This window comes from Pseudonocardia xishanensis, assembly GCF_039541715.1.
Classification (GTDB): domain Bacteria; phylum Actinomycetota; class Actinomycetes; order Mycobacteriales; family Pseudonocardiaceae; genus Pseudonocardia; species Pseudonocardia xishanensis.
Genome location: NZ_BAABGT010000002.1, coordinates 59,142 through 85,693 on the forward strand (window position 1 = coordinate 59,142; position 26,552 = coordinate 85,693).

13 protein-coding genes are annotated in these 26,552 nt (G+C 70.3%); 4 read left to right on the forward strand and 9 right to left on the reverse strand.

What is annotated here, in order from left to right:
• Nucleotides 1-17 precede the first annotated feature (17 nt).
• Complete coding sequence (locus tag ABD993_RS00305; RefSeq protein ID WP_345411463.1) at nucleotides 18-998, forward strand: hypothetical protein; 981 nt, start codon at nucleotides 18-20, stop codon at nucleotides 996-998.
• Between the two features lie 71 nt (nucleotides 999-1,069).
• Nucleotides 1,070-2,101 (forward strand): serine hydrolase domain-containing protein, encoded by a 1,032-nt coding sequence (locus ABD993_RS00310; RefSeq protein ID WP_345411465.1) that lies wholly within the window; start codon nucleotides 1,070-1,072, stop codon nucleotides 2,099-2,101.
• Nucleotides 2,102-2,273: 172 nt separating this feature from the next.
• On the opposite strand, the gene ABD993_RS00315 is transcribed toward ABD993_RS00310, so the two are convergent.
• Entirely contained in the window at nucleotides 2,274-3,059 is a 786-nt protein-coding gene (locus ABD993_RS00315; protein WP_345411467.1) for a hypothetical protein, read from the reverse strand.
• A 99-nt stretch (nucleotides 3,060-3,158) separates the two neighbouring features.
• On the reverse strand, nucleotides 3,159-4,142 hold the full coding sequence (locus ABD993_RS00320; protein WP_345411469.1) for a hypothetical protein: 984 nt from the start codon (nucleotides 4,140-4,142) through the stop codon (nucleotides 3,159-3,161).
• Between the two features lie 134 nt (nucleotides 4,143-4,276).
• Here ABD993_RS00320 and ABD993_RS00325 point away from each other — a divergent pair, with 134 nt between their 5' ends.
• Nucleotides 4,277-5,431 carry a GntR family transcriptional regulator gene (locus tag ABD993_RS00325; protein ID WP_345411471.1) on the forward strand — a complete coding sequence of 385 codons (1,155 nt, stop codon included), beginning with the start codon at nucleotides 4,277-4,279 and terminating at the stop codon, nucleotides 5,429-5,431.
• Nucleotides 5,432-5,832: 401 nt separating this feature from the next.
• Here the strand turns inward: ABD993_RS00325 and ABD993_RS00330 are convergent, their stop codons facing one another.
• The 7 genes from ABD993_RS00330 to pglW all read right to left on the reverse strand — a co-directional run bounded on the left by ABD993_RS00330 (nucleotide 5,833) and on the right by pglW (nucleotide 24,923).
• A complete protein-coding gene (locus tag ABD993_RS00330) occupies nucleotides 5,833-6,333 on the reverse strand; it encodes an Rv3235 family protein (RefSeq protein ID WP_345411473.1) in 501 nt (166 codons plus the stop codon).
• 584 nt (nucleotides 6,334-6,917) lie between these two features.
• Nucleotides 6,918-9,011 (reverse strand): DEAD/DEAH box helicase, encoded by a 2,094-nt coding sequence (locus ABD993_RS00335; protein WP_345411475.1) that lies wholly within the window; start codon nucleotides 9,009-9,011, stop codon nucleotides 6,918-6,920.
• Complete coding sequence (gene brxD / locus ABD993_RS00340; RefSeq protein ID WP_345411477.1) at nucleotides 9,011-10,324, reverse strand: BREX system ATP-binding protein BrxD; 1,314 nt, start codon at nucleotides 10,322-10,324, stop codon at nucleotides 9,011-9,013. The genes ABD993_RS00335 and brxD overlap by 1 nt, the downstream gene beginning before the upstream one ends.
• The gene (gene pglZ / locus ABD993_RS00345; protein WP_345411479.1) at nucleotides 10,324-12,939 is read right to left on the reverse strand and encodes a BREX-2 system phosphatase PglZ; all 2,616 of its coding nucleotides are present in this window, start codon (nucleotides 12,937-12,939) and stop codon (nucleotides 10,324-10,326) included. The genes brxD and pglZ overlap by 1 nt, the downstream gene beginning before the upstream one ends.
• The gene (locus ABD993_RS00350; protein ID WP_345411481.1) at nucleotides 12,926-16,552 is read right to left on the reverse strand and encodes a BREX-2 system ATPase PglY family protein; all 3,627 of its coding nucleotides are present in this window, start codon (nucleotides 16,550-16,552) and stop codon (nucleotides 12,926-12,928) included. The genes pglZ and ABD993_RS00350 overlap by 14 nt, the downstream gene beginning before the upstream one ends.
• 252 nt (nucleotides 16,553-16,804) lie before the next feature.
• Complete coding sequence (gene pglX / locus ABD993_RS00355) at nucleotides 16,805-20,674, reverse strand: BREX-2 system adenine-specific DNA-methyltransferase PglX (protein WP_345411483.1); 3,870 nt, start codon at nucleotides 20,672-20,674, stop codon at nucleotides 16,805-16,807.
• An 85-nt stretch (nucleotides 20,675-20,759) separates the two neighbouring features.
• Entirely contained in the window at nucleotides 20,760-24,923 is a 4,164-nt protein-coding gene (gene pglW / locus ABD993_RS00360; protein WP_345411485.1) for a BREX system serine/threonine kinase PglW, read from the reverse strand.
• Between the two features lie 358 nt (nucleotides 24,924-25,281).
• Between pglW and ABD993_RS00365 the strand changes: the two genes are divergently transcribed.
• On the forward strand, nucleotides 25,282-25,992 hold the full coding sequence (locus ABD993_RS00365; RefSeq protein WP_345411487.1) for a hypothetical protein: 711 nt from the start codon (nucleotides 25,282-25,284) through the stop codon (nucleotides 25,990-25,992).
• The last annotated feature ends 560 nt before the right edge of the window (nucleotides 25,993-26,552 follow it).

Consider the following 26,552-nt stretch of genomic DNA (forward strand, 5'->3'; position numbering starts at 1 on the left):
CTGAGTAGCCTCCCGACATGACCGTTTTCGCGTCCGTCCCCGCCGTCGGGACGGGTCAGGATCTGACCGGCGACATCGCTGCGTGGACTGGTTCCGAGCCGCTGCGCCGGCTCGTCGCGGCTTTCGGTGGAAGTGACGTCCTCTTCGGCGATGACCGCTTCGGCGACGAGGTCGCCCGCCGTTTGGAGCGACTCGACGCCTTCTCGGATCGTTGGGACACCCGACGCGGTGCCGAGCGCAACCTGGCCGCGACCCTAGATCTCACCCCGGACCAGGAGAACCTGGTCCTCGCAGCGGCCCGGGCGCTCGGGCTCGTCCATCCTGTGCCGCCGTCGCGGGCGCGTTACGACCACATCTTCGTACTCGGCGGATTGGTGCGCGCGTGCCTCGTGCGCCCCGCCTACGCGGCCGAGCTGATCCGGTCCGGCACGGTTTGGGCCCCCGTGGTCACGGCCCTCGGCGGGCATCGCCCATTCGGCGGCGACGAACCAGAGCTCGCCCGTCGCGCTGGCATTCCAGCCATCGAAGAGGAGTATGAGGCTCTGGACGCAGGAACCCGCCATGCCTTCGGGCTCGGTAATCCGATCGCGCAGGAGGGCGCGACTTCGGACCTGCCCGGTGGCACCTGGTCGGTCCGGACTTACGAGGACCCGTCCGGGCTTCGGGTGAACGTCGCAGCGGCGCCGTCGAGCGTGCCCGCCGAGCGCCGCGCCAACACCGCCGATACCTACGCCTGGTTTGCCAGCCACCTGGCCCGCCTCGAGAAAGGACAGTCGCTCCTGGCGGTCACCACGGCGATTTACGTGCCCGCCCAACAAGCGGCAGCACTGCGGATGCTTGCATTACCGTTCGGAGTCGCCGTCGAGACCGTGGGAGTCATCCCCGGCGACGTATTACCGGCACTCGCGCAGCCGTTCGGGCCGTCTCAATACTTACAGGAGATCCGATCGGCGATTCGCGGATACCGCAACCTCCTCGCCGCGCAGCTTCGAAACTAGCCACCAGAGATCTCAGGCGCTGCATGATCAGCAAAAGTAGCGAGCCCGGTGCCGGGCCCGACGTCGTAGCTATGGACGCGGCTGCCGGGGCCTTCCCCCTCGACGCCCGATTGGCGGACCACGTCGCCCGGCTCGTCGACCACAGCCAAATGACGGGCTGCGCGGTCGGCATCGTGGATCGAGCCGGGGCCCGCTCGTCTTGGTTTGCGGGCAGCACGGACTCCACCGGGGAAACCCGAGTCCATGCCGAGGTGTGGTGGGACCTCGCCAGTCTCACCAAGGTGCTGGTCACCCTTCCCGCATTGCTCAGCCTCGTCGCTACAGGCCGCGTCGACCTCGACGTGCCCCTGGCGGCGCAGTGGGGGCGGGCCCGGCACCGACCGTTCGGTGTAAGCACCCCTGCCCAGCTCCTCTCGCACTCGGCCGGCCTGCCAGCGCACCGTCCCTTCCACGAGCTGGACCTGGGACCCCGGACGGTGCTGGTCGAGCACGTCATGCGCACCGAGCTGTCGACGGCACCGGGAGGCGCGGCCGTCTACAGCGACATCGGCTTCATCCTGCTTGGCGAATACGTGGCGGAGCGGTCTTTTACGCCGCTCACCGACGTGGCCGCGGCGGCCGGCCTGACCTATGGCCCAATCACGGGTGTCGCTGCCGCCACCGAGGTCTGTCCGTGGCGGCAACGCCTGATCGTCGGCGAGGTGCACGACGAGAACGCCTTCGCGCTCGACGGAGTCGCAGGCCACGCCGGCGCCTTCGGGACGCTCGACGATGTCGTCGACGCCGCCCTGGCGCTCCTACAAGACACGGCACCCCTGCACCTGGAGTCGGTGCGTCGGCACTCCTCTAACCGGGATGGGGAGCAGTTCGGCCTCGGTTGGTGGCTGCCACCCACCCACGGAATCGGCGGCACCAGGTACGGAACGGGGAGCTACGGCATGTCGGGATTCACTGGAACTCGCATCTGGGTCGAACCCACGCGCGATTACGCCGTCGTCATCCTGAGTAATCGCATCCACCCGAAACGGGGTGACCGGGAGCCGTTCACGAGGTGGTGCACCGAGCTGTTGGACACCGTCGCAGCTACGTGGTCGACACGCTAGTGCGAAAAGTAGAATCGTCAGCCGGGTTCTTATTAATCGCGAAAGTACCTCTGCCGGACCATGCAGGGCTCGCAGACCCTGGCTCAGCTGGTGACGAGTAGTTTCGGCGTCTACTCCGCCCCCATCGGACAACGAGACGTTCGGGGACTGCTCGGCGGCGCCGCTGTATCCATTATGGACGTGTGGCGAGCAGCTCGGAGACCGCGGTGTGGTTCGCGATGTGATCGCGGAGCGGCACGGAGAGGAGCCCAGCGAGCGTGAGAATGTCCGCATGGCGGTCGGCCAGCCGGATCCGGAGGAGCGGCTCGTGGTGAGCGACGCGGTTACGCAGGCTATGTAGGCCATCGACCAGGTCCCCGATGTCGCCGCGTCTCGTGCCGCGGGGGAAGGCCCGGTAGAGGTGAGTACGCCATAGCTGGTCGAGCCGCCGCACCGTGAGATACCGCCAGAACCCGAGATTGAGCTCGGCGATCACCTTCCCCGGCGCCGGATGCTGGGACCCGGCGGCGTCGGAAGCAGCGGAGATGGCCTCGGCGATCTTCCGGCGAGTCGTGGCGTTCGCGTCATAGGTGCTGCCGCCTCGGCCTTGGCGGCGCTGCACCGGGAAGTGCCGGCTCGGGTCGTACACCCAGTGCTGATCCTCGGACCGGTCTCGATAGGAGAGCGCGCGGTCGTAGGCGTTGCGGAGGCCGACCTCGAGATGCCCGAGGTCATGATGGAACGCGGCGGCGACGTCGGCGTTCCACTGGTAGCGGGCGAGCGCGAGGCCTCGGTCGCTGGCGGCATCGACGAGGTAGACGGCGAACCGGGGCGCCGAGAGCCAGTCCTCGATCCACGTGTCAGGCTCGCTCATCATCACTTTCACGTCGTCGCGGAGACCGGGAGATGCCACATCACGCCAGGTCCGTGTATCCTGGCTGACGAATAGCCCCGGAAGCCTCTGACCCTCGATGGTCACGCGACCGGGGCTTTGTACTGCATCGGGTCGTCGAGGACGCTATCGCAGGCCCCGACCCGTCCTCCGCGGGCGTGGAACGACAGCCTCCTGACCGCCCCATCACCCGCCGGGGTACCGACTCCACCACGCTGCATCGCGAGCGGGTTCGAACTCGGATCCGCCCGGCTTGTCGAGGTCCTGGGCGACCAGGTCGCGCGCGAGGGTGTCCACGACCCACGCGACGTCGAGGCGGTCGAGCATGTCGACCGGGAGGGACCCGACCCCGTGGACTGCCCCGAGAAGTGCCCCGGCGACCGGCCCGACCGCGGCGGGCACCCCCGCCCGCCGTGCCGACAGCAGAGCACTCCGGACGGTGTCGGGTGAACCCTCCGGACACCGCGCCAGCAGCGCGACCCCACCTCGCAGCGCCGACACGGCATCGTGACCCGCGGCGATCCGGGAGAGCGGGAGCTCGGCACCGGCGACGCCGCCGAGCAGCGGCTCGTCCCGGCACAGCTTGAGAACCTCGCTCGTGCTCTCGGAGTCCAGCGCCGCCCGCGCGAGGGCCACCCCGAGTACCGCCGCCGCGGATGCCTCCGGAGCACCGTGGGTGGCCGCGACGAGCTGCCGAACGTGCTGGCCGGTCAACCACGGCGCGACCGCTCCCGGCAGCAGCAGTGTCAGCGCGTGGTGCCCGCCGCTCGTGGCGGGTGCCGGCGCCGCCTCGACCCCTCGGCCCCTCTGCAGGGCGGTCACGACGGCGGGCGCGTTCCCTCGTCGCCGGGCCAGCCTCGGCACCTCGTGGAGCCACCCGTCCAGTTCGATGTCGTTGTCGCCCAGCCCGATACCCTGGATCCTCGCCCACCGGCGGTAGGCGTTCCGATGGATGCCCAGAGCCGGCCCGATCCCCTTGTGATCGCCCCGGACCCACATCCGGACCACGGCCTCGGAGGTGAAGCAGGCCAGCTGTGTGGTGACCGTCGCGGTCAGCGCACCCGACGCCCGATCGTCACCGGCGGCGACGGCGTCACCGAGCGCGAGCCCGAGCAGCAGCCCGCGAACCCGGGACAGGCGTGTCGCCCGTCGTGCATCAGGCTGCGACATCACGTGACCCCTCCGTCTGTGTCAGCTTCCCTGCGATCTTGGCCCGGCCGCGGCGATCACGCTCCCCGAAGGAGCCGGACCCGGTTTCGACATTCCGCCACGGGAAGCCCCGCCTCCTGGCTACCGTCGGCTTTGTGCTCGATGACCTCGGCAGGCTCGACCCGAACTCGAGCCTCCCGCCCTACCGCCAGATCGCGTTGCGGCTGCACACCGCGATCCGCAGCGCTCCGCCCGGTACGAAGCTGCCCTCGGGCGCGGTGCTGGCAGCGCACTTCGGGGTGGCCCGGATGACCGTGCAGTCCGCGATCGCCGAGCTCGCCGGGGACGGGCTCGTCGTCGGACGGCAGGGCCAGGGGGTGTTCGTGACCGGCCGGACCGGGGCCGGCTCGTTCGACCTGGCCGATGTGTTGCGCCGCGCCCGCGCCACCGGCGCCGTCCCCGACGCCGACGAGCTCGCCGCCCGCACCGGGGTCCCTACCGACACCGCCCGCCGCGCTCTGGACGTGCTCCACGCCGAACGACTCGCCTCGCCGAGGCTGACTTCCGAGGTCGCCGAGTCCGTGCTGGACTCCGCCCTGAGCGCCGTCCGCGCCGCCGGGCACGTCCTGTCCCTGCTGCCCCGCACCCAGCGGGAGACCGGCCGCTGCACCGTCCAGCTCGACGCGCTCCAACGCGGCGTGCAGGACATCGCCACCGCGATGTCCGCCCCACTGATCGACTCCCCGTTCCCGTCCTCCCCGTACGCCTGGGCCCACGACCTCGCCCGCGAGTACCTCGCCGACGCCCTGCCCCAGCGCTGGGAACACACCAAGGCCGTCGCGGTCCACGCGGTCGAGCTCGCCCACAGCTTCGACGACCAGGACTTCCACGCCCTGGTCAACGCCGCCTGGCTGCACGACATCGGCTACTCCCCCGAACTCGCCACCACCGGCTTCCATCCCCTCGACGGCGCCCGGTTCTTGCGCGACCGCGGCTTCGACGACCGCGTCGCCGCCCTGGTAGCCCACCACTCCGCCGCCCGGTCCGAGGCTGACCAGATCGGCCTGGCCGACGAGCTCGCCGAGTTCGATGACGAACCCGGCCCCGTCCGCGACCTGCTCTGGCTGTGCGACATGACCGTCGGCCCGCAGGGGCAGGCCATGACCTTCGACGAGCGCATGACCGAAGTCGCCGCCCGCTACGGCCCCGACCACTACGTCACCGGGGCCATGACCGCAGGCATGCCCGAACGCGCCGCCGCCGTCGAACGCGCCACTGCCTGGATCGCCGAGCAGACCGACCCCACCTGAACAGCACACCAGGGTGTGCCGCACCGACCTCGGCAACCTCCCGGCCGGTCGCGCCCTGGTTTCGGCGAGGTGAGTGACGCCCCCGCCGGCACGGTGCCCGAGCGCCTGCTCGCTATGACGATCAGCGAGCAACGCGCGCCGGACCACCTCAGCGCCGGGTTCATCCACGCCTTGTCCGGCGGGGGCGAAGTGACCCAAGCTCCGGCACCCGCCCGGATCAGCCCGCCGAACGGCGGTCCTCCCGCGGTTCCCGGCCCGGGGCGGCCCTGAGCCCCACCCGCCGCGGTCGCGGGGACGGCACGCACCACGCCGTTCCCGCGAGCGCGGGGACGACACCGCCCGCCAGGTCGACACCACCCGCCCGGACCGGGCGGGAACCTTCTCCCGCCCGACCCGAGGGGTCACAGGACCCGGATCGTCGTGCACATCCATCCCGCCGCCCCGGACGCCTCGAACGACGCGGCCAGCGCCCGGCGGCGACCGCGGAGCCGGATCATCGCGGCCACCTCCACTGCACCCTCGTGCGGCTGGACCGGGTGCACGCTCAGCAGTCGCGCCCCGCCCCGCGAACCGGACCCGTCCGCCGGGACCGCCGCCACGTACCGCAGCACCCGCGGGTGGACCAGGTCCCGGACCTGACGCGGCGGGCGACGCTGGTCCATCACGTCCACCAGCAGCGCCACCATGCGCGCGGCCTCCCGCAACGCCGCCCGGTCCGCCACGACGTCGATGACTGGCTCGCCTTCCGGCAGCGGCGCCGGGGGCGGCAGGTCCGGGCGGTGCCCGCAGGTCGGGCACGTCGGGAGCAGCTCGCGGCCGTCCCACACCCACGCTCGGACCGGGTCCAGGGCCTGTCGCAGTGCGTCCTGTGTGGTCTCCTCGCTGTCGTGGGTGATGGTCATGGCCGCCTCCTGGGAAGGGTCGACAGCCAGCCCGGAGCTGGGTGAAGTTGATCGGTGGGGCTGGCTGCGGGGCGCGGTGCGAAGCGCCCGCCCTTTCCCCCGCGCCCGACTCCGCCCGGCGAGGCTCGCGGGCAAGGGCGGCCCGCAGGGCCGTCGGCGCCAGCCGATGCCGGAGGCACCCTTTCCCGTGAGACCGGGCGGAGTAAGCGGCCCCACCAGAAGGAACAGCCCGGCCGAAGGCCGGACCAAGCCGCACTGCGGCCCCGGGCTACGACCTCGAGTCCGAGGCAGTCCGCAGCGCCGGCCTCGTCTCTCGACTCGGAAGCAGCGGCGCGGAGACAGTCAAACGAACCGGCGTCGAGATCGGGAAGAAGTCGACCGCAGCCGCTTTCCACCACATACCGGGCCGAGCGTTGATCGAGATCAACAAGAAGGCTGGGTACCGCCTCATCTCGAAGCCCGGCGAGAAGGGCCTGATCAATCTCAGCAACTGGTCCCCCTCGTCGGAGGCCCCGTGGGTGCGACCGTGGACGCCGTCAGCTGCCGCAGCGGTGACTGACACGGGCGGGGTCGTTCCGGAAGCTCTACTCGCTCCTCAGCAGACGGTCCTCGCGCAACGTTGCCGCAGCTCCGGCCGGGTCGCCAAGCCGGGAGGCGACCGTGGTCGTCGCGAGCGCTTCCGGCAAGGCAGCTGAGAACTTCAGGCCGCGGAGACCATGAGGATTGACGGCGGGCTCCCGCAGATCCTGGACTCGTCCGCCTCGGAGTGCGCTAGCCGCCGCCCGCAGGTCAGTGCCGTGCCGAAGTCGAAGGACCTGATCGCCGATCCGTTGGCGCGGGTCGATGAGGTCGAGCGAGGCGTGCAAGGTTCGGTTGGCGGCCGCGCCCGCCCACGTCCACCAGTGCACATCACCGTCGGCACTCCGTCGGAGGACGGTGGCGCCCTCAGCGACGATGCCCTCGTGGTGATCACGAAGGTCGCTCAAGACAGTCTCGGCTCGCTTCGACAGGTGCACGCCGGCGGGGTCTTGGCCGAGCAGCACATCCCGCATGCCGCGCGTGATTTCGAAGGACAGCCCGCCCCCGTCGCCGCCCCACTTCGCCCGACCGGGGAGGTCGGACAGCTCGACGTGGACTCGCCGCCGCTTCCAGTCCACATGGGTCACAAGCCAGGCCCGTCCCGCCAGCAGGAGAACACGCGGCGCACCGGAGGTGTCGGCCAGGAGCGCGTCGTCCCCGACGGACCCGATCTCCTCACGACCCGCGTAGACGTGGAACTCCGGTGCCGCGGTGAAGACCGCCATCAGCTCCATGAAGTGTCGCCTGCCGAAATGTCGCTCGGCCTCGGGGCCGATGAACGCGATCCCCCCGTCGGTGTCGAGGAAGCCCTTCTCGACGAGGTAGTCGAGGATCTCGGCGCCGTCGGAGCTCATTGGTCCGAGCCCGCCCCACCACTCCGACCAGGTCGATCGCCCAAGCTTGTGCTCCTGCAACGTCAGCGCGAGGAGCTGCTGCGCGACGATGTGCCGCGGCGCGGCAGGCGGGACTACGGGTTCGACCCAGCCCTCCGCCCATTTCGTTAGCAGCCCAGCTGCCTGCAGTGTCTGGTCCTGGTCGACCGCGAGGAACAGGCAGTTCCGGGAGCTCCCGGGCCGGCGGCCGGTGCGCCCGAGCCGCTGCAGGAACGAGGCGACCGTCCGGGGTGCGCCGATCTGGATCACCCGGTCCAGGTCGCCGACGTCGATGCCCAGCTCCAAGGTGGACGTCGCCACGATCACGCAGTCCCGGGCCTGAGCGAACACCTCCTCGGAGCGACGGCGTTCGGCGGCCGACAGCGAGGAGTGGGACAGGTAGGTGTCGACCTGCTTCGACCGCAGGGCCGACCCGAGCTCCTCGGCCCGGCGACGGCTGTCCACGAACACAAGCCGCTTCTCGCCGCGGTGCAGGCTGCTGATGATGCGCGAAGCACCCTCGACCGAGCCGACGTAGTCGAGCTGCACGTCGCACGTCGGCGTCGCCGCGGGCGGAGCGACGACCGTCGAGGGCCGCCCCACCGCCGCTCCCTGGAGCCAGGCAAGCAGCTCGACGGGATTGCCAACGGTCGCGGACAGCCCGATGCGCTGCAACGGCCTGCCCGCGAGGTGCCCGAGTCGCTCGAGGACGTGGAGGAGGTGCCAGCCGCGGTCGTCGCCCGCGAAGGCGTGGACCTCGTCGACGACGACCGCGCGAAGGTCTGCGAAGAAGCGGTGCGAGTCCACCGAGATGGAGACGAGCATGGACTCCAGGGACTCGGGCGTGGTGAGGAGGATGTCCGGGCGCTCCAACTGGGTCCGGCGGCGCGCCCCCTGGGTGGTATCGCCATGCCAGAGCTGGACGGTGCGGCCGAGCCAGGCCGCATAGTCCGCGAGCCGCGGTTCGAGGTTGTTGAGCAGCGCCCGAAGTGGACACACGTAGAGGACCGAGGTGCCGGTCCATGCCTCACGCGCCATCCGGCTGAGCACCGGCAGCGTCGCGGCCTCGGTCTTTCCACCCGCCGTCGGAGCGAGCAGGAGGCAGTCGACGCCTGCGAGGACGGGTTCAACCGCCGCCTCCTGCAGAGGCCGGAGTGTAGGCCACTGCAGGGTGTTCACCACGTGGTGCTGAACCACGGGGTGCAGCAGATCGAACGGCGCCGTCATCAGAGGTCGAGTTCGACGTCGTCCGGAGAGGTCGCCTGCCGCTCGGCGTCCGTGAGCTCGCCACTGGTCAGCGTGAGCGTGTAGTCGCGACGCGGGTCGAAGTCCGGGAACTGGTCCACCCGATCGAGGACGTCTCCGACGAGCTTGCGCAGGAACACCCGCGGCGCCACCCCGACCTTGCCGCCGAGTCCGCCGGCGACCGCCTTGGCGAGGACGCGCAGGTAGTCGTCGTCCACCATCCGGTCGACGTGCTGCGGGTCTGTGGCGCCTTCGGCGAACAGGTCACGCACACGTCCGCCGACCTCGACGAGTCGGTCCAGGTCGAAGCCGAGCAGCCTGACCTGCGGGGCTCGCGGATTGTCGAAGCGCGGGTCGGTGGAGAAGTCCGTGTGGAGGCGCTGCGCGAGGGGCGGCAGGAGGGCGACTCCCTGACGACCGTCGAAGAAGGCCGGGGTGCCGGTGATGACCAGGTAGAGGCCGGGGAACCGGCCGCCATCGACCTCGTCGAGCAGCTGGCGAAGTGCGTTGAGCGCTTTCGCTCGGGCGTCGCTGCGTACCCGTTGCAGCGTCTCGACCTCGTCGAGCACCAAGACCAGGCCTGGGTGCCCGGAGTCCCGGAGCACGGTGAGCAGCCCCTGCAAGAACCCTAGCGCGAGGAAGTGGTCGATGTCCCCGCGGACTCCTGCCGCCCGCTTCGCCGCGGCCGCGACGTGCGGCTGGCCCGCCAGCCAGGCCGCCACGCCGTCCGCGACCTCGATCTCGCCGTCGGCCAACGCCTGCCGATACCCGCGCAGGCCGGCGGAGTACCCCGGCGCGATCCGGCCCAGGGCGCTGAGACGCTGCTCCAGCAGCGCGTCGACCGCCGTTCCCAGCGCGGCCGAGTCCGCGGCGTCGACGGTGCCGTCCGCGAGGACGTCCTCCTCCAGCGCGTAGAGCCAGGCGTCGAGCACGGGTCGGAAGGCGCTGGGCAGGTCGCTGGCGGTGGTCAGGCGCTCGCAGAGCCGCCGGTAGACCGTCTCCAGGCGGTGCAGTGGAGTCTCGGTCTCCGAGATCTGCACCTCGGCGAACGCCATCCCGCGCGTCTTGGCCCGCTCGCCCAGCCAGCGGGAGACGAAAGTCTTGCCGGAGCCGTAGTCGCCGCGGATCGCGGTGAACGCCGCGGCTCCCCCGCTGCAGGCGGTCAGCTCGGCGTCCACTGTGGGCACGAGCCGGTCGAGGCCGACGGCGAAGAGGTCGAGGCCGCTGTCCGGCACCGTGCCGCGGCGGAGGGCGGCGAGGATCGTCCGCCTGCGGGCGGGGCTGGCGATGGCCATCAGGACCGCTTGTCCGGGAACTGCTCGTCGAGCAGCGCGATGTCGAGCTTCACCGCGCGACCTCCGTCGACGAGCTCCAGCACCGGGTAGCCGTCCCGGTTGAGAACCCGCCGAAGCACGCTGACCAGCGCGCGCGGGTTCCGGCCCGCGACACCGCCCGCGGAGGCGAGGCCCGTGAGCGCGGCGCGCCCACCCGACGCGACGAGCAGGTCGACGACGTCCCGGAACACCTCCGCCGCGGGCACCCGGTTCGCGGGCAGCTCGGACAGCGCCTCCACGAACGTCGGCGAACCCACGAGCCGCGATCCGCGCGTCGCGGCGACCGGCGCAGGCGTCAGATCGAACAGGCCGTCGCCCTGCGGCTCGGGCTTCCGCTTGCCCGGCTTGCGACGCGGCGGGTCGGGCGGACCCACGACGACCGGCTCGGGGAGGTCATCCCACCACGTGGGCGGGGCGATGCTGGTGGCGGTCCACCCGGTGGGCGCCTCCATACCCGGCGGCAGGAGCGCGACCAGCGGGATCACGGCTTCGGCGAGGGTCGCGCCACCGTGATAGCCGTGGGCCTTCGCCCCGAACCGCACCTCTTCGGTCGCGGCCAGGATGGCCCGGCGCTCGGCGGTGAGCACCCGCTCGCCGGTCACCAACACCTCGTCCGCGCCGACGACACCACTCTCGGGGCGCCATCGTGCGCTTGCGCCTGCCGCGCTACGGAGGACCGAGCCGTGTTCGAGCACGTGCCCGTGGTCGCTGACCAGGAGCACGATTCGGCCGGCACCGACGGCGCGGGTCAGCAGCGCGGATAGACCCGCGACGTCGTCGGGTCGCCAGCGCGGGTCCCGGCTCTGCCGCCCCTTCGCCAGGGAGTCGTCGACGGTGTTGAGGACGACGGCGGTGACGGCGGGTCCTTCCTCCCCCACCGCCTGGTCCAGATCGAAGCCGAGGTCGGCGCCGTCCGCACCGGCGACGGCGGCCTTGTGGAAGAGCGCCGCACCATTGGCGGGCCAGAAGCGGTGGCCGGGGAAGGTCGCCTTCTCCTTCGCCTGATCCCCGGTGGTGAGCCGCGCGCACAGGAGGCTGGTGCGGCTGTAGGCGGTCTCGGTGGGGAGTGCGGCGACCAGCGCTTCGCGGCCCGGCGACTCTGATCGAACGATCTCGGTCCAGCCGGTACGTCGGGCCGTCAGCTCCTCGGCGAGGTCTGTGGCCACTGCACCGGACATCCCGTCCACCACGACGAGGAGCACGCGCGTCTGTGCACCCAGCGGCGCGACGACCTTCTCGAGGAACGTCTCGACCGCCAGGACCGAGCTCGGGGTGCGGTCCAGTCGCGCCAGCTGAGCGGCGAAGGCCCGGTCGAGGTCCGCGCGCACTCCTCCCGCGCGCGTGGCCGCGGATGCCAGCACCGTCGCGACACGAGGGTCGGGGTCGCCGGCGCGAACCTGCGTGAGCGCCCGGTCCACCCAAGCGATCTCGGCCATGTGCCGGGAGAGGCCCGCGGCCACGGTGTCGACACCGGTCGCAGGCTTGCCGACCAACCACCGCTCCAGGCGAGCGGCCGCGCGCACCCGCTCGACGCGGTGGCGCTCTGCCCTCGCGGACCGGTGTCCCTCCAGCGCAGCGAAGGACTCCTTGGTCTGGAACTGGGCCGCCCGCGCGAGCCGCTCGGTGAAGCCGCGCCCCAGGACCGGGCTGTGCTCGGCCAGCTCCGTGGCGGAGAGCTCCTCGAGCTTCGCGTCCGCGACCCGGATCTGCTGTGCCAACCGCGCCTCGGGCGCGGCGTCGACCGACGCGACGGCGGCGGCTCCGGCTTCAGCGAGAGCCGATCGAGTCGGTCGTGGCTGCTCGAAGCGGTGCTGGACGACGGCGAACGTGGCGATCGCGCGCTTGTGGTCCTCCGGCGCGTCCGTCACCGCTTGGATGACAAGCAGCTCCGCCAGCAGGTCGTCCCGCGTCTCGGCAAGAGCGGCGACCGCACCGACCCCGGGGCCGTGGCTGTTCACGAGTTCCCCCACCAGTCCCCGGCGCTCCGCCTCGGACAGCCCACGCCACTCGGCCCTGACGAGCGTGTCGTCGAAGGCGCTCACGAGGGCCGGGAGGTCTGCCTGCTCGGGATCGGCTCCGAGACGCGCCTGCACCACGAGCGACACCGCGCGGCGGCGGCTCAGCGTGGTCCCCGTCAGGGACGGGATCCGCTCGGCATTGGCGAGGGTGATCAGCGCGTCGACGAGCCAGACGTCCTTGCTGATCCTCGGGTCGAGCGAGCGCGCGCCGAGCAGGTCCCGGACGAGCGTGTAGCGGTCCGCCTCGAGGAGGCGCCCCTTGTGGAGCTTGGCGAGCACGGCATCGCCGAGGTCCCGCTCAGCGAGGTTCGTGAGCAGGACGGTGATCTCGTCGTCCGCAGCGGAGGCAAGCGCGTCGAGCACACCCAGGACGGACGAGCAGGGGGCGATCCGCAGCCGCCGTCCCTCGATCACGGCCGTGGGCTCACCGCGCCACCGCGGCTCCTCGGCGGTTCGGATGCCGAGGGCACGGCAGGTGGGGGCGAGCTTGCCGAGCTGGGTGCGGATGCGCCCCAGGATCGCTCGCTCGCCGGCTGTCGCCGTGTCAGTCGCGGTCACGTGGGATCACCCGGTACTGCACCTCGATCTCGGCACCCGCCTCGACGTGCTCGCTCAAGGTCAGGAGCACCGTGGCCCGGTCGCCTCGCAGCGTCTTCCACCCGACAACCGGAGGCGGCGGGGGCTGCGGAGGCGGGGTCACGACGAGGAGGTCGATCGTGTGCTTCCGCGCCTGCGCGAGTGCGGCGGCGATCGGGGCGGCGTCCTCGTTCGTCGCTGACTCCAGACCGAGGGTGTGCCGGATGTCGTCCGCTCCCGCCATGTCGAGACTCGCGAGCTGGTCGAGCACCTGCCAGTCGGCACTCCGGAGGGACTGCGCGACCGCAACGGCCGAGGTCATCGACTTTCCGAGCGTCACCAGCGGGACGTCAATCGTGGCCGACGCAAGGGCATCGACGAACGCGGCCGCGTCGCTCGCATGCCGAAGCGCGGCAAGCACGCGGTCGGCGGCCTTCGCCGTCTGTAGCCGGGCGGACTCAGGGCGCAACGCCACGCCGAGTCTCGGCAGCCGCTCCTCCAGCACCGCCACCAGCTCGGCGGCCGGAATGCGGAACTGCTCGGCCTTCGTCATCACCCGACCGAAGCGCGCCAACGACCGCGGCGAGATCACCCGCGAGCTGACGTCCTCGCCGAACAACAGTCCCGCACGCTCGACGGCCAGGTCCCAGTGCTCCTTGGCCGGCATGGTCTGCGGGCGCAGGACCATGTCGTCTCGCACGTCGTCGACGGTGGCGGGCGCCTCGACGATCTGGTTCGCCCGCACCCACGCCCGCTTGCTCAGCTCGGCGTAGGTGGCGATCACCAGGTTCTCGACGCGTGTCTCCAGGCCCTTGTCCGCCAGCCAGCCGCGGATCTCCCGGACGGCGACGTCCGCCCCTGCGAGCCGGGCGGCACGGCGCTCGAACTCGGTCTCCCAGTGCCGGGACAGCACGAACGCGCCGCCGTGCTCCTCGCCAAGCTGCAACGGGTGTGCGAGGCGCTGGAGAGCGGCCCGCTCGCCCTTCTCCGTCTCGGCGCGCCCGCCTTCCAGGTCCACGGCGCGGCGAACTACCGCCAGGACCGTCTTCAGCTCCGCCGTGCTGACCTGCCGGCCCGTCCGCAGCGGGTCCAGGTCGGGGTGATCCGGATAGGTGGCCTCGTAGCACTGCTCGACGAGCGAGGTCAGCGCGTCGGGGAACGACCGGCCGACGTCCAGGCGCGGGTCCAGCGCCGGGTCAAGGCTGAAGAGGTGGTCGCTCCAGTCGAGGACGTTGTCGTCCTCCGCCCGGGCCAGTCCGTAGGCCTGCCGCAGGACGATCTTGAGGTCGGCGGTGAGGCTGTCGCCCTGGTTGCGCAGCAGGTCCCGGGCACGCTGACGGTCGTCCGCGCTGAGTCGGGTGGCGTGGGTGTCCAGGTTGCCGCCGGTGAGCAGGAACCGGATCTTGACGAGCGTCGCTGCCTTCTGGATCACCGCGCCGGTGACGAACCCCGGCAGCCACGCGAGCGTGTGCCGAGCCCGGTCCGCGCGTAGCTCGACGAGCCGGTTCCGATCCTCCACCGCGGAGAACTGGGCGGCGTCGAACGGGAAGTCGACGATCAGCCGCCAGTGCTCCGGCTGGGCGGGATCGAAGATCTCGTCCCGCAGCTCAGTCCGGTCCCGCACGTTGCCGTAGACGACCTCGACCGTGCGCCTGCTCCCCCGCCAGGCGATCGCGTGCTCGAGGTCGAACGCCCCGTTGTCGCTGATGCCGAGCTCGCCGAGCAGGAGCCCGCGGAAGAGCTTGCGGCGATCCGCGTCCTTGTCCAGCCCGACGACGTTGTCGATGATCTGCTGGGTGTCGACGCCGACGAGCTCCATGCTGACGCTCGGGTCGTCCTCCTGCCCGACCTTCAGCTCCGGCACCCGCCCGGCCCAGGACCGCAGCCGCCGCGCGACCTCCGCGACCTCCTGGCCGGGGATCATCGCCTGGATCGTGCCGTGGTTGAGCGCGGCGAGCCGCCGCGCGGACATCCCGCGCAGCGCCGGGACGTCCGGGGCGAGCGCGCAGAGCAGCAAGGTCTTGGCCAGCCGGTCGTCCGCCCGGAACGCCGTGACGAGGGCGGGGTTCGCCTCGACCTGACCACGGGCCTGGTCCTCGGTGAGGTTCCGCTGCTCCAACAGCATCGGCCGCAGGGTCCGCTGGTAAAGCGAGCGCGCGCGGTCGAACTCGTACTTGAGCTTCTCGGTGAAGGGCTGGTCGTTGCCGTCCGCGATGGCGTCGAACAGGTCGCCGAGCGGGACGAGCTGGCCGAGCCGCAGGTCCCCTCGTCGCTCCACCAGGATCTGCTGCATCAGCTTCAGCGCGGTGCGTTCCCGCTGCAGCGCCGAGGACACGTGGACGAGGGTCTGCATGAACGCCGGGCTGAAGGGATACGTCCGGCGGAAGGCTTCGCCGTCCCCGTCGGTGAGCAGCACGTCCCGGGTGGCGCCGGGCAGCCGGTCGGTGCGCTGGAACGCCTCCGCGATCTGCTGCCCCGCCGCGGCGTTCACGGGCTTGAGGATGCGCTTCTCGGCGATCATCTCGAGGTTCCGATCCTCGAGCGTGACGGTGAAGAAGCGGCCGTCCCAGTAGGAGAGCTGGTCCTGGAAGGACAGCGACTCCTCGCCGGTGCGTTTGGTGTCGATCAGCTCGCGCAGGTCCCGCTGGCGGGCGATGAAGCTGATGATCGGCACGGCCCGGGAGGCGTCGGACGCCTCGACGAGCTTGGCGACCTTCTCGACCTCGCGCGCCACGAAGTCCGGGTTGCCGATCTTGCCCGCGAGCCAGAGCACGAGCTCGTCGAGGAAGAAGACGACGCCGTCGAACCCGAGGCCCTTGGCATGCGCGCTGATCTCCACGAGCCCGTGGTCGAGCGGTACGAACGCGCTGGCCGCGCCGCGGAGCGTGGCCGCCCAGCTCGGCATGATCGAGTCGCCGACGTCCGCGATCAGCCGTTGCTCGCTCTTCGATCCCGGCGGGGCGGCGAAGGCCTCATCGAGCTGCTCGCGGGTCCAGCTCGCGCCGAGGTCGCCCCACTCGTCCGGCCCACCGGTCTGCGGGAGCGCGGCGAGGAACGCCTCGTCCCCCATCCGCTCCCGGATCTGCCGGGCGTCGCGCAGCATCCCGTCCGTGCGGTAGATCGACCAGAGCGGGTTGTCCGGGTGGTTCTTCGCGACGAAGTCCGCGTAGCCGCCGAGTATGGCCGCTTCGAGGCTCTCGGCGCCGATCAGGTGGAAGGGGACGAGCAGGAACTTCTTGTCCCCCAGCCACTGGTGCTTCGCGATCGCGCCGGCGAGCTCGGGCCGCGAGCGCGCCTGCACGTCCCCGTCGAGCAGCGCGTGCAGCACCGCCATGAAGTGGCTCTTACCGGAACCGAATGACCCGTGCAGGTAGCTGGCCCGCGACCGTCCGTCGGACAGCGCCGAGCTGATCAGCCCGAGCGCCTGGTCGAACGCCGTCTCCAGCTGCGGGGTGATGACGTAGCTGTCCAGCGTCGCCGCCCGCCGCTGGACACCCTCGGTGAGCCGCAGGACGAAGTCGCCCTGATGGATCCGCTCCGGGATGTCGATCAGCTCACGGAGGAGCGGCTGGCCACCTCGCACCGGTGTCGTCACGTCCTGCAGTCCCCTCGTCGCACCGTGCCGCGAGCCTAGTCGGCGGCCGGAAGGAGCCCCCCACCGCGATCACGATCGGGTGAGGCGCCACGGTCAGTTCGGCCTGTCGCCCCACACCCAGCCACGCTGGCGGTCCGGGAGCTGCAGCGACCCGCTTTGCGCGCGCTTTAACAGCTCGCTGAGCAGTATCGCGTCGTTGGAGAAGCGGTCCACAGGGCTCCTTCACTCGGGTCCGGTTGGTATCGGTGCAAGTCAGGGCAGCTGGTAGCGCATGCCGCGGCGTTGGCCGGTGGTGACGAGGCGGCCCTCGGCGACGAGGTGTTGGGCGGCAGCGCGGGCGCCTGGGGCGTCGAGCCCGGTGAGGTCGCGGATCTGCTCGTTGGAGAGCGGGCCCTGCGCGGCGGCGGTCACGATCACGTCAAGGTGAGCCGAGTCGGGGGCCGTGCGCGGCCTGCGGGTGCGGGGCTCGGCTCCGTCAGCCTTGCGGGCGCGTGACGCCGTTCGGCGCGGCAGGGGTGCGACGTCCACGCGGCCGGTCGGGCGCCAGGCCGCGAGCTGGGCGCGGCTCAGTTCAAGCTCGCCGAGCTGAGCGTCGAGGAAGCCGTCGTAGATGTCGCCGGGGGCGGCGCCGTAGAGCGGGTCGACCTCGCTGTGCCACTGGTGCACCCAGGGGAGCACCTCGACCAGGCCCGCGAGGAGAGGTGCGACGCGCTCGGCGCCCCAGCCGTCCTCCCCACGCCGCTGCCCGACGAGCACAGCGAGCGCCTGCGCCTGCTGCCGGTGGTCCCAGCCCGCCCAGCCGAGGAGGAGGCTGCCGTCGCCGTCGCGGGTCGCGGCCGGGTAGGAGATGAACCGCTCCTTGGGGACGTCGAGCTTGCCGCGCTGGGTCCAGTAAGAGTTGCGCAGGAAGTCGCCGGAGCCGTACTTGGGCGGGACCGGCACTGGGCCGACCTCGGCGAGCACCTTGTCCCGAACGCCAGCATGGGTGGGCTCGTCGAAGCCGAGCCGGTTCGCGACCGCATCCTCCTGGCGCTGGAGGTCCCACGTCCGCTCCCACTCGGCGCGCTTGGAGAGGCCCGCGGGCTTGTGGCGGTACGCCGCGAGGAAGGGGACGTGCTCAAAGTCGACGAGTTCACCAATCACCTCGACCAGTTCGGCGTCCGGCCGGCCAAGCGCATCACCCGCCCAGAGCGACGCGACCGAGGTGAAGTCCTCGTCTGTACGGAGCAGATCAGCGAGGGCGCTCACGCTCCGCGGTGCAGGCTGTTCCTCCCCGTTGATGTCGACCTCGAACCACAACTCGCGTCCTTCGAGCCGGTCGAGCAACCAGCCCCGAAGCGCACGCTCCTGCTGCTTCTCCCACGGCTCCGACACCCACCGTCGCTTGCACTCTGGCCGTTCGACCAGCGCAAGCTCCCGCCGCTTCTTCATCAGATCGAGTCTTGCTTCGACGACTCGTCGGTACTCCTCGGGCCAGTCGTCGGACATTCCCACCACAGGCGCCGACCTATGCCGGACAAACCACTTCGAGTCCGACTCTCCCGCCGCTATCCTTCGCGCAAGGAGAATCTCAAATGCGCGCTCTCCAAGAAGGAGCGGGACCGGTTCGCCGTCCCAACTCACTCCAACGGAGTCCTCCGCCGAGATCAACCCATACGATCTGTACACACGCCAATCAAGCTCCTCCTGAAGATAGATCATTTTCGACCGGAGCGTCTCGAACTCCCGTCTCGCATTATTTAGGCGATCCCTCGTTGGCAGCGCATCAGCCACAATCTGACTCGGAGTTAAAGCGGCCAGCTTGGAAGCCAGGCTGTCGAGTTCAACACCGGAGGGCACCGCACCCGACGGCAGCGGCACTTTCTCGACGCTAGATCCACTAAATTCAAAGCGCTCCATCCAGGGCTCCGGCTGTATACCTCTGCCGATTCCACTACCACCCTTTGGCGGACTGGTCTGCCTGAGCCAGAAGCAAACCACAGACGAATTGAGTAGTCCGAGCAGAGCATGATGGTCGGCTTCTGACGCGCTAGAATGGAGCTTTATTGCCGGAGCGTGCGCATCGAACACTTCACCGCCTCGCCGAAGCACGAAATGATTGTGAGTTGAAACATTCGCGAAACATATCGAGAGCGGTGTCGTATATGCCGATGCAGTGTGCTGCATGTATTCCCACCACGCACGCCCCCCATCAGCCATGTTTCCGGAAAACGTGCGCCGCTCCTCTAAAGTTCGCCTGAACGGCCACAGCTCGCGCTCTAGAAATGTAGATGCCCCAGAGTCGGCGTACGGATACAGCACGGGAGGGAGGTGCTTGACTTGGTAGTCCCTCACCTCCCCACCATCGACAAGACCGCGCCATATCGATCTAGGAGGCACAAGCTGGGTTCGCCTCCGCGGGCGAACAAAAGCCTCCTCGGAACCCATCCGAACAGCTCGGCCGATAGGCCTCTGAATCCCCTCGCCAAGATTGAGTCGACACTGACGCAACCGATTCATCAACTGGTCAGCGCCACCCCCCGATAGCGACCACGGATGGCCAGTTAAGCGACCCCGAGGGATATCCACGACACTAACAAATTCAGACTCGGAGCCAGGTTTTTCGACTTGTCGAACGATCGATGACCAAACCAGCCCATTTGCGGGATCGACAGGAATTCCCGGCTCGTCTTGGACCCGAAGGACAGCCCGGACTGAATCACGTCGACTTGGCGCTGCGCGCCGGCCAATCAAGATCACCGTCGGAGTTCCGTGGCCTGGGATGATGGCGCCCGAAGCATCGATCACGTAGGCCAGTTCGACAGTCGGTAGAAACTCTTCGACGAGCTTTTTCCCGAACTCCTTGTTCATGAACGCGTTCGAGGTGATCTGTCCGGCGAAACCTGCGCCCAGGCCATCGTCCTGCGAACGCCGCGCAAGGTCAAAGATGCGCTGGGCAAAAGGAACAGTTAGTTGGTACTGCCGATAGCATGCAGACCAGCGCTTGCGGTAGTACTCGCTTTGGTCCGGGTCCTTAGGGACGATGTAGGGCGGATTGCCCACCACCACGTGGTAGCTGCCTGAATACAGGAGCTTCTGGTCGTCGAAGTCCTGGATGTCTTCCCAGCGGGCTCGATAGCCGATCGCCTCGTCAACAAGCTCAAAGGATTCCTGACGCTCCAATGTGCGCAGGGAATCGGTGCAGGCTACGAGAGGGCGCCAGCGCTGACCTGCAGCCTGCTTCAGTGTCGTCACCCCTGCCGTCTTCAGCGCCGCGACCATGAGCCGGAAGCGGGCGATAGCGACGGCGAAGGGGTTGGTGTCGACGCCGTGGACGGAGGCGAGAGCACGTTCGGCGAGTTGGTACGGCTCGATCGAGTACGACTCCTCCTTCCACGCCTCGACCAGGCGTTCGTAGGCGCCGAGCAGGAAGTGGCCGCTTCCGCAGGCGGGATCGATGAGGCGGAGGCCGTCGAGGCCGAACTCCTCGATGGCGGGTGTGAGAGTGCGGTCGAGGATGAAGGACTCGACGAAGCGTGGAGTCTGGAGCAGGGCGTAGCGCTTCTTCGCGTCCTCTGACAGGTCCTGGTAGAGGTCGCCGAGGAAGCGGGTGCCCCAGTCCGGGTCGGTGAATTCGTGGCGGAGCGTCGCCCCGTCCGAGCCGCGCCAGAAGGCGGTCAGCGCCTTTGCTGCGTCGTGGGAGATCGGCACCCAGTACATCGGGTTGTGCTCGGGGTCGAAGAGGAGCTTGCCAGCGTCCGTGCCGCGGAGCACTTCGAACTGCTCGGCGAGCCAGTCCGCGTCCGTGTGCTCCGGGTGGCGGCGGTAGTGCTCGAGCTGGGCGTCCTCGGCTTGGGCGAGTCGCTCCCCCGGACCGGACAACACCGGGTCGATCAGCTTGTTGTCCTCGGACCAGCGCAGGAAGACGGTGCCGAGGACCCATGCGACGGCGATCTGGGTCAGCTGCTCCTGGCGCCAGGCGAAGGACCCGTTGCCCGCGCGGCGGGCGCGCTTCTCTGCCTCGTACTCGGCGTCGAGCAGGGCGGCGACCTCGGGGAGCGCGACGAGCTGCTCCGCGAGATCCTGCTCCAGGGCGGTAACCTGCTTCTGCAGGTCCGCAAGCAGCAGCTTCGAGTCGATCATCGTGCGTCCTCTCCCGACCGGGTGCGCCCAGCGCACCCGGTCCGCGCCGCCCGCTCGGGCGGCACCTCACATCTCGTGGGGCGGCTCATGCCGCCGAGGTCGCCGCGGCCCAGCTCGAAGGCGCGACGATCCACTCCTCCGAGGTCACCAGGCCGACGGCCTGGTCCCCGATCCGAGGCGCGTCCTGCTCGTTCGCCGCGGCGACCAGCAGCACCAGCACTCTCGGCCCGCGCTCGCGGCCGCCGCGGCGGGCGGCGTCGAGCAGGCGGTTGAGCAATGCGGTGCCCGCGTCGTGGCGGGCGAAGGCGGTGAGGTCGTCGAGGACCAGCACGTCCGCCTGCGCCCACTCCTGGTCGAGGCGCTCCCACGCCTCGCCGACGAGCCGTCCGAGGTTGCCCTGGGCGCGAGCGTCCGCGTCCGGGGCGTCCGCCCGGAGGACGACGCCGAAGTCCGGGATCCGGCGCTCGGCGGCGACCGCGCGCAGCGTGCGGACGAACGCCGCCGATGCGTCGACCACCTCGGCGCCGGTCACGGCGGCGATGTGGACGCTCGTGGGAGCCCACCGCGACCGGCGGAACGTCACCACGCGCGCGCCGCCCTGGCGGAGGGCATACTGGAGGCGGTCATCCGGGCCACTCTCCCCGACCGAGACGACGGGCACGACGCCGCCGATCGACACCCCGGTTTGCGAGGAGCTCAGCTCCTCCGCAGTGGAAGGGGGGGCGTAGCGCTCACCGGTCCAGTGCAGCTCGAACCCGGCATCGTTCAGCAGCTTGGCCAGGTCCGGCCCATCCGGCAGGGGGCGGATGCCGGGGAACCTCGCCGCGACGCGTCGGCCGAGCGCCTCGGGGGTCAGGCCGTCCGGCGGGACGCCGGCCCCGGCCTGCGACAGGCGCAGCGCGCGGACCGGGTCCAGGTCGACGGGGAAGAGCTCCAGGCGTGCGTTGGTCAGCACGCCGGTGGTCGCGGCGGCGGCCAGCTGCACGAGGCGCTGCTCGGCGGGGACCTGTTCGTGGCGCTTCGCGACGATCTCCAGTGCCCGCACCACGGCAACCGGGGTCGGCAGCGGATCAGCGGCGGCGAGGCGCACTGCCTCCTCGCCGAGCGCGACGGCCATGTCCAGCAGCTCGGCGTCGTTCGGGGTGTCGAAGGACTCGTCCTCGGTGACCTGCAGCGCGACCAGCACACGCTCGCCGTGCCGTCGGGTCGCGAAGGTCTGCTCCTCCGCCACGGAGTCCGCCTCGACGGCCGCGCGCAGGACCGCGTAGCCGCACGCTCGCCGTCGTGCGGGATCGTCCTCGCGGTCGCAGCCTCGGGTGAGCAGCAGGTGCTCGACGAGCTCGCTGGCCTCTGCGACCCGGTTGCGGCCGCGCAGATGGGTGGCGAGCTGCTCGCGGATCCCGGTCACGGTCTCGTCCGCGAGCCAGGCGATGCGGCGTTTCTGGGTGAGCCGCTGCAGCTCCTCCGCCTCGCGGCCGAGCGTCGCGGCGAGATCGGTGTGGCTGGGCCACCGCGACTCGGGAAGCTCGCCGTTGCCGTCCGGGAGGCCGAGCAGCATCCGCGCGGTCTCGCGCGGGGTGACCTTGCCGCGCCCACCCGCGGGCGGGAGGAGGCGGGTGGCGATGCCGTCCAGGCCGGCACCCCGGCTCTCGGCGGCGTCGCCGGGCTCGTCGGCCGCGACCGGGAGGCGCTTGCGCCAGTAGCTCGCCCGGTTGACCAGCTCGAGGCGGGTGGCGCGGGAGAGCCCGCGAGCCTTCCACAGCATCCGGGTCGGGACGGCGACGAGCTCCCCGACCGTGTCCGCGCCGAGTCTCTGCGCCACCGTCACGGCGCGCTGCGACAGGCCAGCGGCGTCGAGGGCGGTGTTCGCCGTGGCATCGGCGGCGGCCTCGTCCAGCCGCTCCTGCGGATCGTCGGTCTCAGTGTGGCTGGTGCGCGCGGGCGACTCCTCGTCCATCGCCGTGAATAGCGCGGACCACGCCTTGCGCATCGCGACGGCAGAGCCGAACCGCTTGTCCGCGTCCCGGTGCAGCGCCCGCCGGAAGAAGGTGGTGAGGCTTTCGCGCAGGCTCGCCGCGAAGATCTCGGACGAGATGGTGGGCTCGTCGACGTACTGGGCGTCCGTCCCGTCGTCCCCCCAGGTCGGCAGCTCCAGGCTGGCCATCTCGTGGAGGGTGGCGGCGACGGAGTAGAGGTCGCCCGCCTCGTCGAACACCGGACGTCGGTCGGAGCCGAGGAACGGGTCCCGGTAGCCGCGGGTGCCGGCGATGGAGTCGTCCGCCGCGGCGCCGGCGAGGGAGAAGTCGAAGAGCACGAGGAGCGGCGCCTTCTTCGCGGGCCGCCGCACCCCGAGGTTGTCCGGCTTGATGTCGCGGTGGAACGTGCCCTTGCCGTGCAGGTAGTCCACAGCGTCGAGGAGTTGCTCGCCGAAGCTCTGCAGCTGGTCGGGGAGCTGGATCCCCTCCTTCTTCAGGAGCTGGGCCAGCGACTCGTCGCCCGCGTAGTCGATCTCGATCGCGTGCCGGGAGCCGAGCGCGAAGACCCCGCGGCGGAGGACGACGAGGTGGTCGTGGCGCAGGTCCTCGAGAGCCTTGGCCTCCTCGTCGAGCCGCTGCTCGGCCTTCGCGGAGCGGCCCACCTTGAGGACGGAGCGCAGCCCGTCCCGCTCCACGAGGAAGGCGCGGGCGGTGGCGCCGGTGCCGAGGACCCGGGTGACCAGGTAGCCGTCCGGGAGCTCGGTACCGGCCTGGGCGTCGAGTGGATCGACGCCCTCGTCCGCCGGGAGAGCGTCGGCGATGGCGTCGTCGAGATGCTGGAGGAAGTCCTCGACATCGGCGAACCGGTCCCCCACCCGCGGTGAGGTGGCCAGCGCGATCGTTACGTTCAGGTCGTTGGGGAGCGACTCCACTACCGCGGACGGGTTGAGCCCGTCCTCCTGCTTGAGCCGCTCGCCAAGGCCCGCCCGGCTGTCCGCGGGTGCCTGGCCGGTGAGGATCAGATACGCCGTGGCGCCGAGGCCGAAGATGTCGATGGCGACCGTGCCGTCCGCGTCCTCAGCGAACTCCGGGGCCAGGTACGCGGCGGCGGCCGCCTCGACGTGACGGGCGGCGTGGGTCGTCGGGACCACGCGGTTGGAGGTGCTCGACGACGATAGCCCACGGGCCGCGGACTGCCACTCCCCCACCCGGACCCGGGCGTCGGCCCAGCCCTCGGCCCCGGGTTCGACGATCACGGCGCGCGGGGAGAGCGCGCGGTGCACGAGTCGGCGGTTGTGGGCGTAGCCGACGGCCTCGGCGAGCTGGCGGACAAGCCGCAGGCGCGCCGGGAGGTCGAGCGCGGCGCCCTTGCCCGCCATGAAGTGGTCGAGCCGCTCGGCGTCCTTGTGCTGCTCGATGACGAGCGCCGGGCCCATCTCGTGGTCGAGAAGGTCCCGCGGGACGAGCAGGCCAGGATGGTCGATGCCCGCTGCGGCCTGGAACTCGCGCTCGGCGGCGTGGCGGACGGAGTCGCGAGCCTCGCGGTCCGACTCGCGCTCATAGAGGTAGACGCGGATCCGCCGGTAGGCACCGGCGATGTCCTCGCGGGAGGCGTGGTGGTCCTGCCAGGTCGGGCCGCTGTCGTAGGGCCGCGGGTCGATCTGCCACGGCCCGACGGTCACGCTTTTCTTCGTCCGGTGGATGCCCACCTTCTTCAGGAGGCGTCCAAGCGAGCGCACGAACTCCGCCTGCGGCGGCTGGTGGCGCGGTGCGGCGAGCAGCAGGTCGGCGCCGAGCCTCGGGAGGTCGTTCTTCGCGTTGTCCGGGGCGTAGAGGTGGTGGCGCTGGGCGTCGTCGAGCTCGCACTGCATCCCGGGCTCGGCGAGGAACACCGCGGAGCTGACGTACGGGATGCGGATCCCGCGGTCCTTCGCCGCCGCGCGGGCGAGGAGCGACTTCAGCTCCTTGGCCTTCTGGTCCGCGAGCGGGAGCGGGTTGTCGAAGGTGCGCCCACCGGAGAGCGCCCATGTGGAGCCGCGGTTCGACAGCCGGCCGCGGAAGTTCTTGATCTCGACGAGGTGCAGGCCGGTCTCGGTGAGGACCAGCAGGTCGACCTCACGGAGGTGGCCCTGGTCAGAGACGAAGGTGAAGTTGCTCCAGGCCTGCACAGCAGGGCGATCCGGCAGCAGGTCACGAACGTAGCGGAGGGCGGCCTGCTCATGGGCGAACGAGGACGGGGTGATCTCGTGCCACCGGCTCGAGTTCGCTTCCACCCGGCCTCCCCCCCCTGTAGTCCTCCATCAGGCTATTAGGCGCCTCGCAGACGTGAGAAGTCCGGGTGGGCCCCTCCTCCAGGTGATCGCTCTGGTCGACGAACGCCACTCCCGGGGAATACGCGAGCCGTCGCACCCCTGAGCTGGCCGGACGGGTTGCCGCCACCGCCTGAGGTCAAGGTCGCCTGACTGGACGCCACCAGGTCGCGACTGCAACACGATGAACAACACCGCGCTCACGATCAGCACGCCCACCGCAGCGAGCCGAATGATCCGTACGCGGGACATGCGACTGACGCCGGGGACACGCGAGGCGCCGTTACCGAGATCGGGCCGACGGCCATCTATCTTGCTGGCCGTGGATCCCACCCTCCTCACAGCGATCGTCAGCGCGGGTGCTGGCCTATGCGGTGCCATCGTTGGCTCCGGTAGCACCATCTGGTCAGGCCGGCTTCAGCACCGCCGAGGTCTCAAGGTTGAGGCAGCCAAGGAGGCGCGTGGCCGGGAGATCGCTGCGGCCACCCAGGTCAGCTCGTTGCTAGTGGACTACCACGAGCTAGATGAGAAGGGCGACGAGATCTCCGGCGAGGCCAATGTCCAGCACAGCGCCGAGGTGAACGCCGTGCGTCGGCAGATCAGGCTCGCCGCGCTACAACTGCCGGAGCAGGCCCGGTCCGACGTCGAGACTTGCCTACAGATAGTTCATGAGGCCACCTCACTGGTGATGATGGGGCTGTTCTACTGGTCGACGTACTCGATCCGCGCCGCTGCCTTCAACTACGCACAGGAGGTGTGCGCCGCCGTTGTCCGAGGGGGTGGGCCGCCCGAGAAGCCGGTGCACCTACAACGGATCATCGCGTCGCTAGCCGATCTCGACGTGGAGCTGCGCGAGACGGTCTATGCCGAAGAGGAGAAGGAGACCCAGAAGTGGGAGCAGGCCTGGCTCAACAGTCATCCTGAGTTCGCCAAAGTCAAGGCGCCGCTCCGGACCCGTCTGCTCCTCGGCTGGACCGCCTCGAAGCCAAAGGAGATTGCTCAGCTCCCGGAAGAGGACGGCAGCGAGAAGTAGCAGCGGCTTGGCCGCTCTGGCACACAGCCCTTTCCATCTTGGTCGGAGGCGAGCGCGAGCTGCTGCGGCTCGCCGTCAGCGGACTGAGTGAAGCTCCTGGTAGACGGGCGACTGACTAGATCAACTCGTCCCTGACAAGCCTCCGGCTGCCCGGTGCTCGTCACGATATGGGAGCCGCACGTGGCCACGGCGTCCTCGACGCCCTCAGTGAGGAGGCGCACGAGTGCTTCGTCAACGACCTGGAGAATGATCTGGCCTCGGGGGCGTGGGACGGCCCGACACGGGCATCTCCGTTCCCAGCCGTTCCTTAACGGATCGTTGATCATGGCGGCCTTCGCCTGACCTGGATCTCGCTCTGCGTTCCCGCGGCGGCGGATCCTGGCGGCCGAGCACACGCTGCGCGAGATGTACCGCGATCCCAGTGCATGGACTGACACCGGACTCTGTCGACCGGAGTCCGCCGCAAAAGTCGCGGAAGCCGCAGAAGCCGTCACGACCTGGTGCCATGTCTCAGGACATGGGTGACGAGTCTGCATCAGGACATCGGTGACGCTGTGGGT

Coding starts and splice junctions, on each gene's coding strand:
- ABD993_RS00335 (WP_345411475.1), bottom strand. CDS start 9,011: ATGACGGCGCCGTTCGATCTGCTGCACCCCGTGGTTCAGCACCACGTG.
- brxD (WP_345411477.1), bottom strand. CDS start 10,324: ATGGCCATCGCCAGCCCCGCCCGCAGGCGGACGATCCTCGCCGCCCTC.
- ABD993_RS00320 (WP_345411469.1), bottom strand. CDS start 4,142: ATGTCGCAGCCTGATGCACGACGGGCGACACGCCTGTCCCGGGTTCGC.
- ABD993_RS00310 (WP_345411465.1), top strand. CDS start 1,070: ATGGACGCGGCTGCCGGGGCCTTCCCCCTCGACGCCCGATTGGCGGAC.
- ABD993_RS00330 (WP_345411473.1), bottom strand. CDS start 6,333: ATGACCATCACCCACGACAGCGAGGAGACCACACAGGACGCACTGCGA.
- ABD993_RS00305 (WP_345411463.1), top strand. CDS start 18: ATGACCGTTTTCGCGTCCGTCCCCGCCGTCGGGACGGGTCAGGATCTG.
- pglX (WP_345411483.1), bottom strand. CDS start 20,674: ATGATCGACTCGAAGCTGCTGCTTGCGGACCTGCAGAAGCAGGTTACC.